The sequence below is a fragment of the Neisseria elongata subsp. elongata genome, assembly GCF_900113545.1.
GTDB classification, from domain to species: Bacteria; Pseudomonadota; Gammaproteobacteria; order Burkholderiales; family Neisseriaceae; genus Neisseria; species Neisseria elongata.
In genome coordinates, this window is the sequence record NZ_FOPS01000003.1 from 119,124 (window position 1) to 135,333 (window position 16,210).

Annotated in this window: 17 protein-coding genes and 5 tRNA genes; 9 read left to right on the forward strand and 13 right to left on the reverse strand. The window is 55.6% G+C overall.

What is annotated here, in order from left to right; translation table 11 throughout:
- Positions 1-7 precede the first annotated feature (7 nt).
- Positions 8-823: a squalene synthase HpnC gene (gene hpnC / locus BM261_RS04130; protein WP_074895434.1), complete on the reverse strand. Its 816-nt coding sequence runs from the start codon at positions 821-823 to the stop codon at positions 8-10.
- 212 nt (positions 824-1,035) lie between these two features.
- On the opposite strand from hpnC, the gene pgsA reads away from it, so the two are divergent.
- From pgsA to BM261_RS04155, 5 genes are all read left to right on the forward strand, one after another.
- The gene (gene pgsA, locus BM261_RS04135; RefSeq protein ID WP_003769911.1) at positions 1,036-1,599 is read left to right on the forward strand and encodes a CDP-diacylglycerol--glycerol-3-phosphate 3-phosphatidyltransferase; all 564 of its coding nucleotides are present in this window, start codon (positions 1,036-1,038) and stop codon (positions 1,597-1,599) included.
- A gap of 81 nt (positions 1,600-1,680) precedes the next feature.
- A tRNA-Gly gene (locus BM261_RS04140) sits at positions 1,681-1,756 on the forward strand.
- Between the two features lie 21 nt (positions 1,757-1,777).
- Positions 1,778-1,853, forward strand: a tRNA-Gly gene (locus tag BM261_RS04145).
- A gap of 40 nt (positions 1,854-1,893) precedes the next feature.
- Positions 1,894-1,967, forward strand: a tRNA-Cys gene (locus tag BM261_RS04150).
- 130 nt (positions 1,968-2,097) lie between these two features.
- Positions 2,098-2,187, forward strand: a tRNA-Leu gene (locus BM261_RS04155).
- A gap of 170 nt (positions 2,188-2,357) precedes the next feature.
- Here the strand turns inward: BM261_RS04155 and BM261_RS04160 are convergent.
- From BM261_RS04160 to BM261_RS04185, 5 genes are all read right to left on the reverse strand, one after another.
- The gene (locus BM261_RS04160; protein ID WP_074895436.1) at positions 2,358-3,047 is read right to left on the reverse strand and encodes a M48 family metallopeptidase; all 690 of its coding nucleotides are present in this window, start codon (positions 3,045-3,047) and stop codon (positions 2,358-2,360) included.
- Positions 3,048-3,116: 69 nt separating this feature from the next.
- Positions 3,117-3,335: a cell division protein gene (locus tag BM261_RS04165; RefSeq protein ID WP_074895438.1), complete on the reverse strand. Its 219-nt coding sequence runs from the start codon at positions 3,333-3,335 to the stop codon at positions 3,117-3,119.
- A gap of 202 nt (positions 3,336-3,537) precedes the next feature.
- A tRNA-Asn gene (locus BM261_RS04170) sits at positions 3,538-3,613 on the reverse strand.
- 178 nt (positions 3,614-3,791) lie between these two features.
- The gene (locus BM261_RS04175; RefSeq protein ID WP_074895441.1) at positions 3,792-5,354 is read right to left on the reverse strand and encodes a TerC family protein; all 1,563 of its coding nucleotides are present in this window, start codon (positions 5,352-5,354) and stop codon (positions 3,792-3,794) included.
- A gap of 306 nt (positions 5,355-5,660) precedes the next feature.
- Positions 5,661-6,317, reverse strand: coding sequence for an NAD(P)-dependent oxidoreductase (locus BM261_RS04185; RefSeq protein WP_074895445.1), 657 nt, complete (start codon positions 6,315-6,317; stop codon positions 5,661-5,663).
- A gap of 188 nt (positions 6,318-6,505) precedes the next feature.
- Between BM261_RS04185 and BM261_RS04190 the strand changes: the two genes are divergently transcribed.
- The gene (locus tag BM261_RS04190; RefSeq protein ID WP_074895691.1) at positions 6,506-7,405 is read left to right on the forward strand and encodes a LysR family transcriptional regulator; all 900 of its coding nucleotides are present in this window, start codon (positions 6,506-6,508) and stop codon (positions 7,403-7,405) included.
- A gap of 351 nt (positions 7,406-7,756) precedes the next feature.
- Here the strand turns inward: BM261_RS04190 and BM261_RS04195 are convergent, their stop codons facing one another.
- The 7 genes from BM261_RS04195 to BM261_RS04225 form a co-directional block, all read right to left on the reverse strand.
- On the reverse strand, positions 7,757-7,966 hold the full coding sequence (locus tag BM261_RS04195; protein ID WP_003769892.1) for a TOBE domain-containing protein: 210 nt from the start codon (positions 7,964-7,966) through the stop codon (positions 7,757-7,759).
- A 401-nt stretch (positions 7,967-8,367) separates the two neighbouring features.
- Positions 8,368-8,523, reverse strand: a complete 156-nt coding sequence (rpmG, locus tag BM261_RS04200) for a 50S ribosomal protein L33 (protein ID WP_003684373.1) — start codon at positions 8,521-8,523, stop codon at positions 8,368-8,370.
- A 31-nt stretch (positions 8,524-8,554) separates the two neighbouring features.
- Entirely contained in the window at positions 8,555-8,788 is a 234-nt protein-coding gene (gene rpmB, locus BM261_RS04205) for a 50S ribosomal protein L28 (RefSeq protein ID WP_040665570.1), read from the reverse strand.
- A gap of 148 nt (positions 8,789-8,936) precedes the next feature.
- On the reverse strand, positions 8,937-9,674 hold the full coding sequence (locus BM261_RS04210; protein WP_172459037.1) for a UDP-2,3-diacylglucosamine diphosphatase: 738 nt from the start codon (positions 9,672-9,674) through the stop codon (positions 8,937-8,939).
- Positions 9,675-9,817: 143 nt separating this feature from the next.
- Positions 9,818-11,371 (reverse strand): class I adenylate-forming enzyme family protein, encoded by a 1,554-nt coding sequence (locus tag BM261_RS04215; RefSeq protein ID WP_074895447.1) that lies wholly within the window; start codon positions 11,369-11,371, stop codon positions 9,818-9,820.
- A 165-nt stretch (positions 11,372-11,536) separates the two neighbouring features.
- Positions 11,537-12,652 (reverse strand): molecular chaperone DnaJ, encoded by a 1,116-nt coding sequence (gene dnaJ, locus BM261_RS04220; protein WP_074895449.1) that lies wholly within the window; start codon positions 12,650-12,652, stop codon positions 11,537-11,539.
- 140 nt (positions 12,653-12,792) lie between these two features.
- Positions 12,793-13,281 carry an FxsA family protein gene (locus tag BM261_RS04225; RefSeq protein ID WP_074895452.1) on the reverse strand — a complete coding sequence of 163 codons (489 nt, stop codon included), beginning with the start codon at positions 13,279-13,281 and terminating at the stop codon, positions 12,793-12,795.
- A gap of 236 nt (positions 13,282-13,517) precedes the next feature.
- On the opposite strand from BM261_RS04225, the gene BM261_RS04230 reads away from it, so the two are divergent.
- The 3 genes from BM261_RS04230 (at position 13,518) to glmU (ending at position 16,171) form a co-directional block, all read left to right on the forward strand.
- The gene (locus BM261_RS04230) at positions 13,518-14,333 is read left to right on the forward strand and encodes a LysM peptidoglycan-binding domain-containing M23 family metallopeptidase (protein WP_143095749.1); all 816 of its coding nucleotides are present in this window, start codon (positions 13,518-13,520) and stop codon (positions 14,331-14,333) included.
- A 110-nt stretch (positions 14,334-14,443) separates the two neighbouring features.
- A complete protein-coding gene (locus BM261_RS04235; RefSeq protein WP_049248746.1) occupies positions 14,444-14,701 on the forward strand; it encodes a hypothetical protein in 258 nt (85 codons plus the stop codon).
- 96 nt (positions 14,702-14,797) lie between these two features.
- Positions 14,798-16,171: a bifunctional UDP-N-acetylglucosamine diphosphorylase/glucosamine-1-phosphate N-acetyltransferase GlmU gene (gene glmU, locus BM261_RS04240; protein ID WP_074895454.1), complete on the forward strand. Its 1,374-nt coding sequence runs from the start codon at positions 14,798-14,800 to the stop codon at positions 16,169-16,171.
- Positions 16,172-16,210: the final 39 nt, after the last annotated feature.

Sequence of the window (16,210 nt, forward strand, 5' to 3'; positions counted from 1 at the left end):
AGACGGCCTACTTTTTAAGGAAGGCGCGTTTCACAATCAGCCACCAGTCTTTCTTACCCAACACCGGCCGCTGCTCGAAAACGTTGTAACGACAGCCGTCGAGCTTCTGCAAAATAATCTGCCCGCCGACCACAATCATCCGCAACTCGAAACCGATCCGCCCTTTCAACGTCCGGCCCAAAGGCGCACCGGCCTTGAGCATCTTAAACGCCCGCCCGCATTGATACGCCATCAGCCGCTGAAAGGCAAAATCCGCCCTACCCTCCGCAATCTGCGCTTCGGTAACGCCGAATTTGGCCAAATCGTCCTGCGGGATATAGATCCTGCCCTTGCGCCAATCCACCGCCACATCCTGCCAAAAATTAATTAGCTGCAACGCCGTACAAATACCATCGCTCCGCGCTAGGCTGCGGGTATCCGTTTCACCGTAAAGCTGCAACAAAATTCGCCCCACCGGATTGGCCGAACGGCGGCAATAATCCGCAAGCTCGGCAAAATTCTGATAACGCGTTTTCACCACATCCTGTGCAAAAGCCGACAACAAATCGTAAAACGGCTGCAAATCCAAACCGAACGGCAACACCGCCTCCTCATACAAACGGCGCATCAAAGCCGTCTGCGGCACCCCGCCCGCTCCGATAAGGTCAAGCTCCGCGCGCAAAGCCGCCAAAGCCGCCAAACGCGCCTCATTGTCCGCATCGCCCTCGTCGGCAACATCGTCCGCATAACGGGCAACCGCATAAACCGCATGAACCGGTTTGCGGAGGCGGCGCGGCAGCATAATCGAGCCGACCGGAAAATTTTCATAATGATTGACAGACATGTGTGTATCCTAATAAACCAAACCGCACCTTTCGGACGGCCTGTCCAAACGGCGCAACATTCTAAAACAAAGCCTTCCCCATGAAAACCGAAGCGGCCGTCAAATCCGCTATAATGCCCCCCCGCCCCTTTTCAGACGGCCTCAAGGCCGTCTGAAAACCACACAGCAAACCACTCCTTTAAAAACAACAAACCCGCCGGAAAGAAATACCCATGCCGTGGAACATACCAATCTTGCTCACCTGGATGCGCGTTCTGCTGATTCCCGTCTTCACCCTGCTGTTCTACCTGCCAAAAGGCTGGCTAGACCCCCAAACCGTCAACTGGACGGCGGTATTCATCTTCGCCGCCGCCGCCGTAACCGACTGGTTTGACGGCTTTCTCGCCCGCCGCTGGAAACAGACTTCCGACTTCGGCGCCTTTCTCGACCCCGTTGCCGACAAACTCATGGTGGCCGTCGCCCTCATCCTGCTGGTCAGCCTGCACCGGACCCACGCCATCTTCGCCATGATCATCATCGGCCGCGAAATCACCATCTCCGCACTGCGCGAATGGATGGCACAAATGGGCAAACGCGGCAGCGTGGCCGTCGCCCAAATCGGCAAATTGAAAACCACCGCCCAAATGGCCGCCATCATGCTGCTGCTGGCAGGCATGAACGACTATCACGGCCTGAATTTTATTTTTATCGGCAACATATTGATGACAATCGCCGCCGTCCTAACCATCTGGTCGATGTTCTACTACTTAAAAATGGCTTGGCGCGAGTTTAAATAAATTCCGACACAACGCTTGACAGCCTTAAAGAAGCCGCTATAATGGCGGCTTCTTTGCTTCCGGCAAAGAGACTTCCGAAATGCGGGAATAGCTCAGTTGGTAGAGCGCAACCTTGCCAAGGTTGAGGTCGCGAGTTCGAGACTCGTTTCCCGCTCCAAAAAAAAAAAATTTTAATTATGCGGGAATAGCTCAGTTGGTAGAGCGCAACCTTGCCAAGGTTGAGGTCGCGAGTTCGAGACTCGTTTCCCGCTCCATTTAAGATTAAGTTGTTTTCAAAACAACTTTTTTCTTTATGGCGGGATAGCAAAGTGGTTATGCAGCGGATTGCAAATCCGTCTACGCCGGTTCGATTCCGACTCCCGCCTCCAATAGACAACAGCCTTCACGGCGGGGTGGCAGAGCGTTTATGCGATAGGGGGTGCAACCTCTATACAGGCCGGTTAAAGTCCGTGCCCCCGCCTCCAAAAGTTTATCTTTACCCTTCCGGGAAAAGATAAAGCCCGGGTGGTGAAATTGGTAGACACAACGGACTTAAAATCCGTCGTCCCTAATACGGACGTACCGGTTCGATTCCGGTCCCGGGCACCACTAACAAGCTGTCTCAATACTCTCTTCCCTTTCCTAGTTCTAAATTTTTAGCTAACTGCTTACGGCATAGCTTATATTTAAACTGCCAAATCATTTGATTATCGGTTTCCATCCTTATCCCGATTGCCACTTTCAGACGGCCTCAAACAAGCAGGCAACAGATTTCCCACCTATCCCAAAACAAACAACTCCCGCCCATACTGTTTCAACCACAACTTGGCTGCCTGCGTGTGCGGCGTATGCCGATTGACCAAACTCCAAAAATCGCGGCTGTGGTTCGGATGTGGAAGATGGCAAAGCTCATGCACGCAAACATAGTCCACCACAAAATCAGGCGCGCCAACCAGCCGCCAGTTGAGGCGTATCCCCGTGGTACGGCGGCAAATGCCCCAGAAAGTTTTGGCATTCGACAAAGCCACTGCCGCAGGTTGGAATTCCAAACGGCCCGCATGGCCAACCAGGCGCGGCAGCAATGTCTCGGCAGCACGCCGCCGCCACTCTCTCCGCAACAACTCCTTCTGCTCCTCCGCTCCAGCTTCCGCCACACTGACACGCGAAGGCAGCAACAATACGCCCTCATGCCCGCCCGACACCAAATCCAACTGCTCCCCATGCAGCCAAAGCTTAGACGGCAGGCTTCCTTCAACCGGCAATACGGCCGCACGCGACAACACCGACAACAGTAAATCTTCCCGCTCCGACAGCCACGTCGACAACTGCCTCCGCCCCAACCAAGGCGGTATCGTTGCACTGACCGCATCTGCCGCCATCGGACGCAGGATGATATTTTTCCTTGCGTTGCGCTTGATGCGGACGGTAATCCGACGCCCGTCAGATAAAGAATGAACAATGGTATCCATATTGCCCTGAAGCAAGAAAGGCCGTCTGAAAAAACGGAAAACCCGTTTTCAGACGGCCTTTGATTAAACTTACTCTTCTTCTGCCTCGGTTTCTTCCGCACCTTTTTCCGCGAAATGACCCAAGAGCCAAATCAGTGCGCCGCCGCCCGTAATCCCGGCCTTAATCCACATAGCCGTGTCTTCACCCCATGTATAAATCCATGCCAATACTTTAGGCACGGCATTCATATAGTTCAAACCAAACGCTAAAAGACCCAGAATAAACAGCGTGCTGCCAAAACTTTTCATCAATCTTCCTTTCAGTGTGAATCAAGGTTGTGAGATAAAATGTAAAGAATGGTTATTATAACAGCACGAGGTTTGCCCGAACATCATCATTTCCGTTAAAAAGCCGTCTGAAATCGGGGGATGTTTTCAAACGGCCTCTTTTATTTGATTAGATTTTAGACGAAGGAAAAGCCAAGCTTTAAAACTTGGCTTTTCCTAAATTTGGCTCCCCGACCTGGGCTCGAACCAGGGACCTGCGGATTAACAGTCCGTCGCTCTACCGACTGAGCTATCGGGGAAGAGACGCGCATTCTATTCCGAACCCGAAACTTTGTCAACGAATTTTATCCGAACACAGACCATCCTGATTTTCATGATTGTTTATTATGAATATTTTGTTTATTGCAATTTAGAAAGGCCGTCTGAAAATTGATAGTTTCAGACGGCCTTCATAAGCAACGGGCAATGGGAGGCAGCTTATTCTTCTTCAGGGATTTTGCTGATTTTCACCCGTTCGATGCGCTGGCCTGCTTTTTCCAATACTTCGAAACGCCAGCCGTGGAAATCGACGCTTTCGCCGATTTCGGGTAGGTTTTCCAGTTCTTCCATAATCAGGCCGGCTACGGTGTGGAAGGCGGCATCTTCTTCCTGCGGCGGCAGGTTGAGCTGGGGGGCGAGTTCGACATATTCGAGCGCACCGTCTACGGTGAAGCTGTCGGCTTGCCCGTCGGCCTGCAAAACAGGTTCTTCGGCGCGTTCGAACTCTTCCGGAAATTCGCCGGCGATGGTTTCAAGCAGGTCTTTCATGGTAACCATGCCGAGCACGGCGCCGAACTCATCTACAACCAACGAGTAATCCGCGCTTTGTTGGCGGAACAGTTCGATGGCATTCAAGGCGGTGGTGCTGTCGGGCAATATCAACGGCTGGCGCAAGGCCGTCTGAATATTGAGTTCGCCATCGGCAAGCAGTTGGTTGAGCAGGTCTTTTTTGTTGATATAGCCCAATGGTTCGTCCACGCCGGCCTTGCCGACGACGAGCAGGCGGGAGTAAGGCGTGCTTTGCAACTGGCGGCGTTGTTCTTCTTTGCTTTGCGAAATGTCGAGCCGTTCGATGTCGCGGCGGGGAATCATCACGCCGAGTATCGGGCGTTCGGCCAAGGTCAGAACGCTGCGTATCATGGATTTTTCGTTTTCTTCGAAATGTTCGCTGTTTTCCGCTTCTTCGCCCGCGTTGGCCAGGACGCTTTCGCGTATGCCCATCATGCCGAGGACGTTTTCTGCGGTGCGTTGCCGCCAGGAACTGCCGATGTAGTCTTTTTTCTTGGTGTTCTTCATCGATACCTGGTTGAAGATTTCAATCAGGACGGAGAAACCGATGGCGGCATAGAGATAGCCTTTGGGGATTTGGAAGTGGAAGGCTTCCGCAATCAGGCTGAAGCCTATCATGAGCAGGAATCCCAAACAGAGCATGACGACGGTGGGATGGCGGTCCACAAAATCGGTCAGGGCCTTGCTGGCCCATATCATCACGGTCATGGCGACGACGACGGCAGCCATGGCGACGACGATGTGGTCGACCATGGCCACGGCGGTAATGACGGAATCGATGGAGAAAACGGCATCGAGAATCAATATTTGGGCAACAACGCTCCAAAAAGGGGCATGCTTTTTCTGCGTATCCGCTACGGCGAAGTGGTTGGCCCCTTCGAGGCGTTCGTGCAGCTCGGTGGTGGCTTTATAGAGCAGGAAGAGTCCGCCTGCGAGCATAATCAGATCTTTGCCTGAAACGCTGAGGCTGCCGAGGTGGAGGAAGGGCTTGGTCAGCGTCATGATGTGCGCCATGAAGCCGAGCATGATGATGCGGATTAAGACGGCAAGCGAGAGGCCGGTCAGTCGGGCGCGATCGCGGGATTTGGGTTTGACTTTGTTGGCAAGGATTGCCACGAAAACCAGATTGTCTATGCCGAGCACCACTTCCAAGAGTAATAAAGTGGCAAAACCGATCCAGGTTTGCGGTTCGGCCAACCAGCTGAAGTCCATTGCGTCGTTAATCCTTTCGGGTAGGGTGAGGCCGTCTGAAAAAAACGGAAGGGGTCTTCCATGTTTGTTTTGTTTGCGCGACGGCCGGAATTCGAAAGGCGGCAGTTTAAGCAGCTTGGTCGGGGAATGCAAGCAACACGGCGGATTGGCACGCTTTCGCTACAAGGCGGCCCGATGCGGCAACATTGTAGCGGGGCAGGCCTATCCGCCGATGAGCCTGTTTGATTACCATGAACCCGCACTTTTCGGATGAGGCGGAGTTATGTTGACAGCGACGGTTTTCAGACGGCCTTTTACCTTATCCGACTAGACGGCGGCAACGGTGAAGCGTTCAAACAAATGCGCTTTGTTTTCCGCGTCGTCGGCGATGGCAATCGCCAAATCTGCTACGCTGATGCCTGCCGGAATTTCACCGTCCATCAGCAAATCGTCTTTGCCCAAGCGGTATTTGCCGATTTTGTCTTCGCTGAAACCGCCGGTAATGCCCAGTCGTGCAGGAGGGGAAACGAAAGACCAGTTCACATCGCGACGCGGCAGGAGTGCCGCCAAAAGATGGCGTGCGGCATTCGCACCGTCGTAAATTTCTTTGGGGAAGTCGGGCGTATCGATAACTTGCAAACCAGGTGCGACATACAGGCTGCCCGCGCCGCCGACGATTAAGAGATACGGCACTTGCGCCGCTTTTGCCGCTTCGACGATGCTGTTTGCGCCGCGTGTAAAATCCGCGCCGATATTGGGATTGCTCCAGCCAGGATTAAACGCGCTGACCACGGCGTCAAAGCCTGCCAGCTTGCCGGCAAAGTCCGCCGCGTTCACGTCTGCGGAGACGGCGGCAACATTTTGCGCTTGGAACACTTTGTCCGTGTTGCGGGCGAAAGCGGTTACTTCATGACCGCGACCTGCCAATTCTCGAACCACTGCGTTGCCGACATAACCTGTTGAACCGATAACTGCGATTTTCATGTTTGACTCCTTGTTGGGATGAGATTAATTAGATGAGCGCATTGTAAGGCCGTCTGAAACGCTTGACAATCCCCGTTTAGCTGTTATTATTGTGAAGTTAAACTAAATAATCAAAATAGAAGGCCGTCTGAAAGCGTTTGGACTTCGTTAAAATCAAACTTTCAGACGGCCTCATCATGGAAGGAAGAATGCAAGACATCAAACCCCTGCTCGTTTTCGCCGCCGTCCTCGAACACGGCAGCATGAACGCCGCCGCTGCCGCGCTGGGCATAACCCCGTCTGCCGTCAGCCAACATGTCGGGCGGCTGGAACGTCAATACGGTGTAAAACTGCTTAACCGCAGCACACGGAGGATGGCCCCCACCGAGGCGGGGCGCGCGCTGGCCGCTTCCTGCACCCGCCTGCTGGCCTGTGCGGACGATGCGTTTGCCATGCTGGAAAATGTGAAAACCGAAATCGGCGGTGAAATCAAAATCGCCTTGCCCTCCGGCATCGCCGCCCATCCCGCACTGCATAACAGCCTGCGGCATTTGAAGGCAGAACATCCCGCCATCAGGCCGCTGCTTTTATTCGGCGATTCGCTGCTGGATTTACAGCGCGATACGGTGGACATCGCCCTGCGCGGCGGAGAACATGCTTTGGACGATGAAAATCTGGTCGCCCGTTTCCTTACCCGCCAACAATGGCGGATTTGCGCGTCTCCCGCCTATTTGGCGGCACACACTGTTGAAAAGCCGCAGGATTTGGCCACGCTGGACTGGCTGTATTACGCACCGGCCAACCTGCCCATGCATCGCGGCACGGATTTTTTCACACTGCATATCGGGCAGGGCCTGCATTGCAGCCAGCTGGGCGCATTGACCGAACTGGTCAAAGCAGGATTGGGCGTGGCAATTTTCCTCGATGGCGACGTCGCAGCCGACTTGGCCTCAGGCCGTCTGAAAGCCGTACTGCCCGACTGGCGGCTGCCCGAAATAGACGTATATGCGGTAACGCCCTATCGCGTACAATCGGCAACGACGGGGACGGTTTTGCGGATTCTGCTGGAAGAGTTCGGCAGGTTTGAGGCTGTTTCATGCCAATTTTAAACACAACCCAAAACAACTTAACAACCCGGACAAGGGCACTTTATCTGCCACTTCGCAATCCAAGCTTTTGTGCGGAAGGCTTGCCCGCCCTGTATGCGGCCAACCGCTGATGGCCGCGCTTTGCTTTGACTGCCGCGATGAGGTATCCCGTAATTTATGTTGATTCGGACTGTACCTTCTCTTCCGCCGACGCAGGCATCACTTCACTGCGCACGCACCACAAAGCTGAAAACAATTGATTCAATACGAAGTGAAGATTATCTTTCGGCATATCTTTCATTGAGACCGACACACACATAAAAAACAACCGCACTTCTCCAAGCGCGGTTGTTTTTTTCAAAGAAGAACGAATTATTCTACGCCAACCATAACGGAAGTGGCTTTAATGATTGCGTAAGCTTCTTTGCCTACAGCCAAATCCAATTCTTTAACGGACTCAATGGAGATGGTTGAAGAAATCACATTGCCACCACCGATATCAAGGTGAATGATGGCGTTTACAGAACCGGTTTCGATTGAAACGACTTTACCTTTCAATTGATTTCTTGCGCTGATTTTCATACATATTTCCTTATAATAATTTTAAAACAGGGGAAAAGAGGCGGCATTGTACATAAACCAATTCAAAAAAACATTCATACTTAATAAGTAGGATGAACTTTCTTCTTAAAATCTAACTACAATATTCTCTTTAAAAATCTATACTTTGCTTAACGGTCGAATAACCGGGGCGATGCGGATAGAATCGTTGCCGCCGCAAAATTACAACGTCCCTTATACTGCTTTGTATCAAATCTATTCTACAAACACCCTCTACTCACTATAGACGGCAGCAGTTTCCAGACAAAGATGAGGCCGTCTGAAAACGGATTATCGATTTTCAGACGGCCTCACCATACAAAAACCGCACCGTATTGCCAATCAATGATTCGCAATACTGTGCGGCTACTTTCGAAACCTGATTATTTCAATTTGGTTTCTTTATAGATAACGTGTTTGCGGGCAACCGGATCAAATTTTTTGATTTCCAGTTTGCCAGGCATAGTGCGTTTGTTTTTGGTAGTGGTGTAGAAATGACCAGTACCCGCACTCGACTCCAGTTTGATTTTATCGCGCATTGCAGTAATTCCTTAAATCGGCTGTTTCAAATCAGGCTTCGCCGCGTGCACGCAAATCGGCCAAAACGACATCGATGCCCAATTTGTCGATGGTGCGCAATGCGGCATTGGATACGCGCAGGCGAACCCAGCGGTTTTCACTCTCAACCCAAAAACGGCGTGTTTGCAAGTTAGGCAAAAAACGACGTTTGGTTTTATTATTGGCGTGCGACACGTTATTGCCACTCATCGGGCGTTTTCCGGTCACTTTACAAACTCGTGCCATGGTTTAACTCCAAACTTCTGAAAAAGTAAAACGCGGTTTATACCACAAACCCGCCTTCCCTATCAAGCAGGCTTTTGTTCTGCTTATCCGTTTTCCCATCATGCCGCCGAATCTGTGGCTTTTTACCCAATGCCTTTCCGGTTTCTGCTTATTTTTCCGCCGGCAGGCCGTGCAGGGTGCAGCCCCGTTCGGAAACAGACAAATATCCGCCCTCTTTCCCGTGCCAGTCGGGCAAAACGTAGCGGCTGATGGTCCGGCCGCCGAAGGTGTGGCTGTGGACGGCGGGGCGGTGTGTGTGGCCGTGGATGAGGATTTCCGTTTGCGGGTATTGCTTTAAGGCCGTCTGAACGCCGTATTCGGAAACGTCGGAAATCGGGCTCAGGCCGATTTCGCGTTTGCGCCGTTTGCTGGCGGCGCGCATATCGGCGGCGATTTTGCGGCGCCATTTTTGCGGCAGGGCAAGCAGGATTTTTTTCAGCCACGGCAGGCGGATGATGCGGCGGAAACGTTGGTAGGCGGCATCTTCGGTGCACATTTCGTCGCCGTGGGAAATGAGGTAATGCCGGCCGTACAGATTCAGCGTCCGGACTTCGGGCAGAAGGGTCATGCCTGCGGCGGCGGCATAATGCGCGCCAAGCAGGAAGTCGCGGTTGCCGCAGATGAAGTAAACGGGTGCATGGGCGGAAAAATCGCGCAGGGCTTCGGCAACCTGTACGGCGGCATGGTCGGGCATGTCGTCCCCCAGCCAGACTTCGAACAGGTCGCCGAGGATATACAGAGCATCCACTTTGCCCCGCCAGCCTTTCAAGGCCTGTAAGAACAAGCGGTTCAGGTCGGGCGTGTCGTCGGAGAGGTGGAGGTCGGCGATAAAGACGGTTTGGCGCATGATGGGGAAGATTTGTGTGTTTGGGCAGATTATAACCGCGTCGGCGGACGGTATGTGATGACGGCAACGGTATGAGGCCGTCTGAAAACGGGGGTTCAAAGCTTGGCAGGCAAATGCGGTTCAGGAAACCGCGGACGGCATTCTCACAGCAGGAAGTCGCGTTCGCAATGTGCCGACAGCCATTCGTTCAATTGGCAGCGGTCGATTTTTCCCGCTTCGCTAATCGGCAGTTCGCGGGTGATGCCGATGCGTTGCGGCATTTGGTAGCGCGCCAGCCGTCCGGCCAGCCATAGGCGCAATGCTGCCGTGTCCAGTCCTTTTTCGGCTTCGGCAAACAGTGCCAGCGCCTGCCCGTATTCGGCGTGTTCGATAACCAACACAGCCGCCTGCCTGACTTTCGGATGTTGTTCGGTCATGCGGCAGACATCTTGCGGATAGACGTTTTCCCCGCCGCAAACGGCCATATCATCCGCACGCCCTTGCAGGAAGATGTCGCCGTCGGCATCGGTTTTCGCCAGGTCGCCGGTGCAGACATCGTGGTTGCGGCTTTGCGCCGACCAGCCCGTTTTCAGCCACAGGCTGCCGGTTTCGCCGATACCGCAGAGGCTGCCGTCGGCGCGGCGGATTTCGACGGTAACGCCGGGAAACGGCCGGCCGATGCTGTCGGGTTTGGCCGCCAGCTGTTCCGGCGCGGCCATCAGGGCGAAGCCTGTTTCCGTAGTGCCGAACAGGTTGTACAGCACGTTCCCCCATTGCCCGAGCGTGCGGCGCGCGGCTTCGGCCGAAAGCATCGCGCTGCCGGTCAGGACGGTTTTCAGACGGCCTTTTTGCGGCATGGTATCCAGCAGCCGATAAAGCATGGTCGGCACAAGTACGGCTATTTCCGCCTGTTCGCGCGTTATCAGTTCGGCTGCACGGCGGGCGTCAAAACGTTCGGTCAGCAGCATGGTGCGGCGCAGGGCAAGGCTGAAATACAGCGCGGCGATGCCGTAGCCGTGATAGAACGGCGGGCCGATGTAAACGTTGTGCCTTTCGTGGAGCCGCAGCGTTTTCAGCAACACCAGCATCGGCAGGACGCTGATGCGCGCGCTGGTTTTCCGCCGGACGATGCGGCTGTTGCCGCCCGTACCGCCCGTCAGCACCAGCATTTCGCCTGCGGTGCGCCGAGGAAGCGGCTTCGGCGTTTCAATGCGTTGCGCGGCGGCGGCCAGTTCGCCGAACGATACGGTATCAAACGGCAGGCCGCCGACTTTGGCGGACAGGCCGTCGTCGGTCAGCAGCAGGCCGGGATCGTATTGCCGAAGCAGTGTGTGCAGCTGTTCGGTGCTCATGTCGGCATTGAACAGGAGTACGGGCATTCCGCCCGCCGACAGCGCACTCAAGACGGCAACGGATTCGGGCGTGTTGCGGCAGAGGACGGCCGTTTTCCGCCGTTGCCGCCAAGCGGGGTATTCGGACAATACGGAGGCGTAACGGCGGCTGTCGAGATACAGGGTTTGCCAGTCCGTACGGCTGTCGTTGCCGCAGACGGCCGTCTGAAAAGGATGCAGCCGGGCGGCCTGATAAAGCAGGGCTTGGAGGTTGAAGCCGTGCCGCAGCATACCGAAGGCGAGCGCGCTCATGTTGCGCGGATGCAGGAATCCTGCCTGATAAAGCAGCTTGAGGCCGTCTGAAAAAGGTTTGAAGGGTGCGGACACTGCGGTCGCCTTTTAATGTGAAAACGCGAATATAACGGTATCGCCGAAAAACCGCCATGTTTGGGTGTTACGGCTTTGCGGCGGTTCGGCCCATACGGGCAAAAGGCCGTCTGAAAACGGCAATACGGTTTTCAGACGGCCTTTCCTGCCGTTTGGCCGGACGGGTCAGTCGAAGAGGTCGCCCACTTTGTCCCAGAAGGATTTTTTGCGCGGTGTTTGACTGCGTTCCATGCCGGTGGAGATTTTTTCAAATTCTTCCAACAGCTCTTTCTGGCGGTCGGTCAGATTGACCGGCGTTTCCACCAGGACGTGGCAGTATAAATCGCCGGTCGCGCTGGAGCGCAGCGATTTGATGCCTTTGCCTTTCACGCGCATGCGGCGGCCGGTTTGGGTTTCTTTCGGGATATTCAGTTTTACCTTCCCGTCCAAAGTCGGCACTTCCACTTCGCCGCCCAATGCCGCGACGGTAAAGCTGATCGGCAGTTCGCAATGCAGGTCGAGGCCGTTGCGCTCGAAAATTTTGTGCGCCTTCACATGCACGGAAATATACAAATCGCCCGCCGGCGCGCCGTTGCGGCCGGGTTCGCCCTCGCCGCTCAGACGGATGCGCTGGCCGTCGTCGATACCGGCCGGAATATCCACTTCCACCGTTTTGCCGGCCTTCACCCTGCCCTCGCCGCGGCATTTCAGGCACGGGTCTTTGATTTCCTTGCCCGAACCGTGACAGACGTGACAGGTTTGCTGCATTTGAAAAATCGCCTGGCGGATGTGTACCGTACCCGAACCCCGGCAGGTGGAACAGGTGGTGGCGGAGGTACCGGGCTTGGCACCGCTGCCGTGGCACACGTCGCATTCTTCGTAAGTCGGGATGGTCAGGCGTTTCTTCACGCCCTTGGCGGCTTCCTCAAGGCTGATTTCCACCGAATACTGCAAATCGGCACCTTGGTAATTCTGCTGCCGCGCACCGCCCCCGCCGCCGAACATCTGGCTGAAAATATCGCTGAAATCGAAACCCTGCGCGCCGCCGAAGCCGCCCGCGCCCGCACCTGCGCCCTGTTCGAACGCGGCATGGCCGTATTGGTCGTACATCGCCCGTTTTTGTTTGTCGGACAGGGTGTCGTAGGCCTTCTGAACCTCTTTAAATTTTTCCTCGGCTTCCTTATTGCCCTGATTGCGGTCGGGATGGTATTTCATGGCCAGCTTGCGGTAGGCTTTTTTGATTTCGTCCTCACTCGCAGTTCTGGACACGCCCAATGTGGTGTAAAAATCTTGATCGCTCATGGTAGTGTTCTTGTCTGAATAAATAAACGAATGCCGCGCCAAATAGGGGCGGCCGTCTGAAAATTAAAGAGGCCGTCTGAAAATTATTGCCGCTCAAACAAGTGCGGCGGATTATTTTCAGACGGCCTTAATATATCTGTCTAACGCGGAGGTTTGTCTTCCGGCAATAGTTTTTCAGACGGCCTTCCGTTGCCGTCCACCGTACTGTATTCGCCCTCGATGACATCATCGCCGTCACGGCTGCGGCCGCCGCGCACGCCGGAAGAATAGGCCGTAAACGACATATGTTCCTGCGCCATCTCCGCCGCCCGTCCGCCCTTAAACGGCAGCATTAGCAAAACGGCCGCCGCCGTGGACACAAAGCCGGGACTGAGCAGCAAAAGCCCGGCCACGGCATAACGCACCGGCCACAGCATCTGATAGGCCGACACCTTCCCGCCGCCGCGTGCCGCCGAAGCCGCAAGCAGGACGCCCGACAAACCCATGCGGCGCAGCATAAACACACCGGCCATCGCGCTGAGCACCATCAGCACGAAAGTCATGCCGCCGCCTATCCTCCCGACCATCCAAAAGACGGACATCACCTCCAACACGCCAAAGCCCAACAAACCGAAACCGAAATAACGCATAACCGTATCCTTTCCTCTACAACCGTAACCGCAATCCATCCTGCGCGAGACGGCAAAATACAGCCTGCCGCCCGCAATTTCAACGCGGCGGGGCACCCGTTTCGGGGTAAAAAAAAGTAAAGCCGTACCGCACGGCCCGCACAGCCCGAACGGCGCGCATCCCGCCGCCGTCGGCAAAAGCGCGTTTTCCCCGCCCCGCCCGTCAGGCCGTCTGAAAACGCCGCACCGCCCGCACCGTGCTTTCCCGATTCACGACACCCGCCGCTTTTGCTATCCTTACCCCCATGAAAACATTATTCACCCCGCTCAAAACCCTCTCCTGCGCCGTCGCCGTCTCACTGCTGGCCGCCTGCGCCTCCTCCAATCCCTCCGGCACGCCCGACGGCTACTACCGCGTCCAAAGCGGCGACACCCTGAACCGCATCGCCATGCGTTTCAACCAAACACCCGCCGTCCTGGCCAAATGGAACAACCTGTCCGACCCGTCGAAAATCTCCGTCGGCCAACTGCTGCGCGTGCGCCAAAACGCCGGCGGCAAAGGCGGCGCGGGCACCGCAGGCGAACAGACCGTTCCGCACAAACGGCTGCAATTCAACCTGCCGTCGGACAACGCCGTCCTGACACGCTACGACGGCCGCAACAAAGGCATCGATTTCGACGGCAAACCGGGCGACCCGGTGAAAGCCGCGGCCGACGGAAAAATTATGTATGCAGGCAACGGCGTGCGCGGTTACGGCAACCTAATCCTCATCAGCCACAACCCCGGCACGCTGACCGCCTACGCCCACAACGACAAACTGCTGGTCAAAAAAGGCCAGACCGTGCGGGCGGGCGACACCATCGCCACCATGGGCAGCAGCGATGCCGACCGCGTCAAACTCCACTTCGAAGTGCGAATTAACGGCAAAGCGGTCAATCCCGAACCGCTGCTGCCCGCCCTGCCGCCGGTCGTACCGTCCGTTTCAGCCGCACCCGCACCAACACCGACGCCCGCACCGGCAACGCCCGCCGTTGAAACCGCTCCGGCCACCGCCGAAACCGTTTCCGGCTGACAATAAAGGCCGTCTGAAAATTTCAGACGGCCTTATCGCACCTTAATGTGCCGTATATGCCGTCTGCGTCAAATCGGCTAAAATAACGTTTTACCTGAAAGGAAAACGAAATGCGCTACTTCGCCCTCTTTACCGTCATGGCCGTATTGACCGGCTGCTCTTGGGAAACCTACAAAAACAGCCAAGGCCAAACCACCCTGCGCCAAAAATACCCGACCGGCACCGCCGTCAGCTACGAAGACGGCACTTACTCCCGCAACATGCGCAACAACCAATACCGCCCCGAACAACATGCCATCCTGCCCGCCCGCTCCGCCGAAGAGCAAGAAGTCCGCGGCACGCATTGGGAAAAAATCCAGCCCAAATAAGCAGAAGGCCGTCTGAAAACGCAAGGCACGCGCCAAACGCCTTTTCAGACGGCCTTTTTCCATTTTAAAACCGCCTTCCCCGCCGAAAGAATCCCCATGTCCACAACACCCCTCAACATCGTCATCCTCGCCGCCGGCAAAGGCACGCGCATGTATTCCAAAATGCCCAAAGTGCTGCACCGCATCGGCGGCAAGCCCATGGTCGAACGCGTTATCGACACCGCCGCCGCACTCCATCCGCAAAACATCTGCGTCGTCATCGGACACGGCAAAGACCAAGTTTTGGACACCGTCAAACGCGACGTCGTCTGGGTCGAACAAACCGAACAGCTCGGCACCGGCCACGCCGTCAAAACCGCCCTGCCACACCTTGCCGCCGAAGGCCGCACGCTGGTGCTGTACGGCGACGTTCCCCTGATTGACACCGCCACCCTCGAAACCCTGCTCGAAGCCGCCGGCAGCGAAGTCGGCCTGTTGACCGACGTCCCCGCCGACCCGACAGGCTTGGGCCGCATCATCCGCGACAGCCAAGGCAGCGTAACCGCCATCGTCGAAGAAAAAGACGCCGACGCTGCCCAAAAAGCCGTCCGCGAAATCAACACGGGCATCCTCGTCCTGCCCAACGCCAAACTCGAAAACTGGCTGAACAGCCTCTCCAGCAACAATGCCCAAGGCGAATACTACCTGACCGACCTCATCGCCAAAGCCGTTGCCGACGGCATCAAAGTCCATCCCGTCCAAGTGCGCGCCTCCCACCTCGCCGCCGGCGTAAACAACAAACTCCAGCTCGCCGAACTCGAACGCATCTTCCAAACCGAACAGGTGCAAGCCTTGCTCAAAGCAGGCGTTACCCTGCGCGACCCCGCCCGCTTCGACTTAAGGGGTCGTCTGAAACACGGACAAGACGTCGTAATTGACGTCAACGTCGTCCTCGAAGGCGACATCGAAATCGGCGACAACGTCGAAATCGGCGCAAACTGCGTCATCAAAAATGCCAAAATCGGCGCAAACAGCAAAATCGCCCCCTTCTCCCACCTCGAAGACTGCGAAGTCGGACAAAACAACCAAATCGGCCCCTACGCCCGCCTGCGTCCGCAAGCCCGCCTGTCAGACGACGTACACGTCGGCAACTTCGTCGAAATCAAAAACGCCGCCATCGGCAAAGGTACCAAAGCCAACCACCTCACCTACATCGGCGACGCCGAAGTCGGTAGCAAAACCAACTTCGGCGCAGGCACGATCATCGCCAACTACGACGGCGTGAACAAATACAAAACCGTCATCGGCGACGAAGTCCGCATCGGCTCCAACTGCGTCCTAGTCGCCCCCGTCACCCTCGGCAACAAAGTCACGACAGGCGCAGGCAGCGCGATTACCCGCAACGTCGAAGACAACAAACTCGCCCTCGCCCGCGCCCGCCAAACCGTCATCGAAGGCTGGGTGCGTCCGGAAAAAGGCGATAAGAAATAAGGTTCGGCCGATTCCACTCTTTTTTCAGACGGCCTTTCC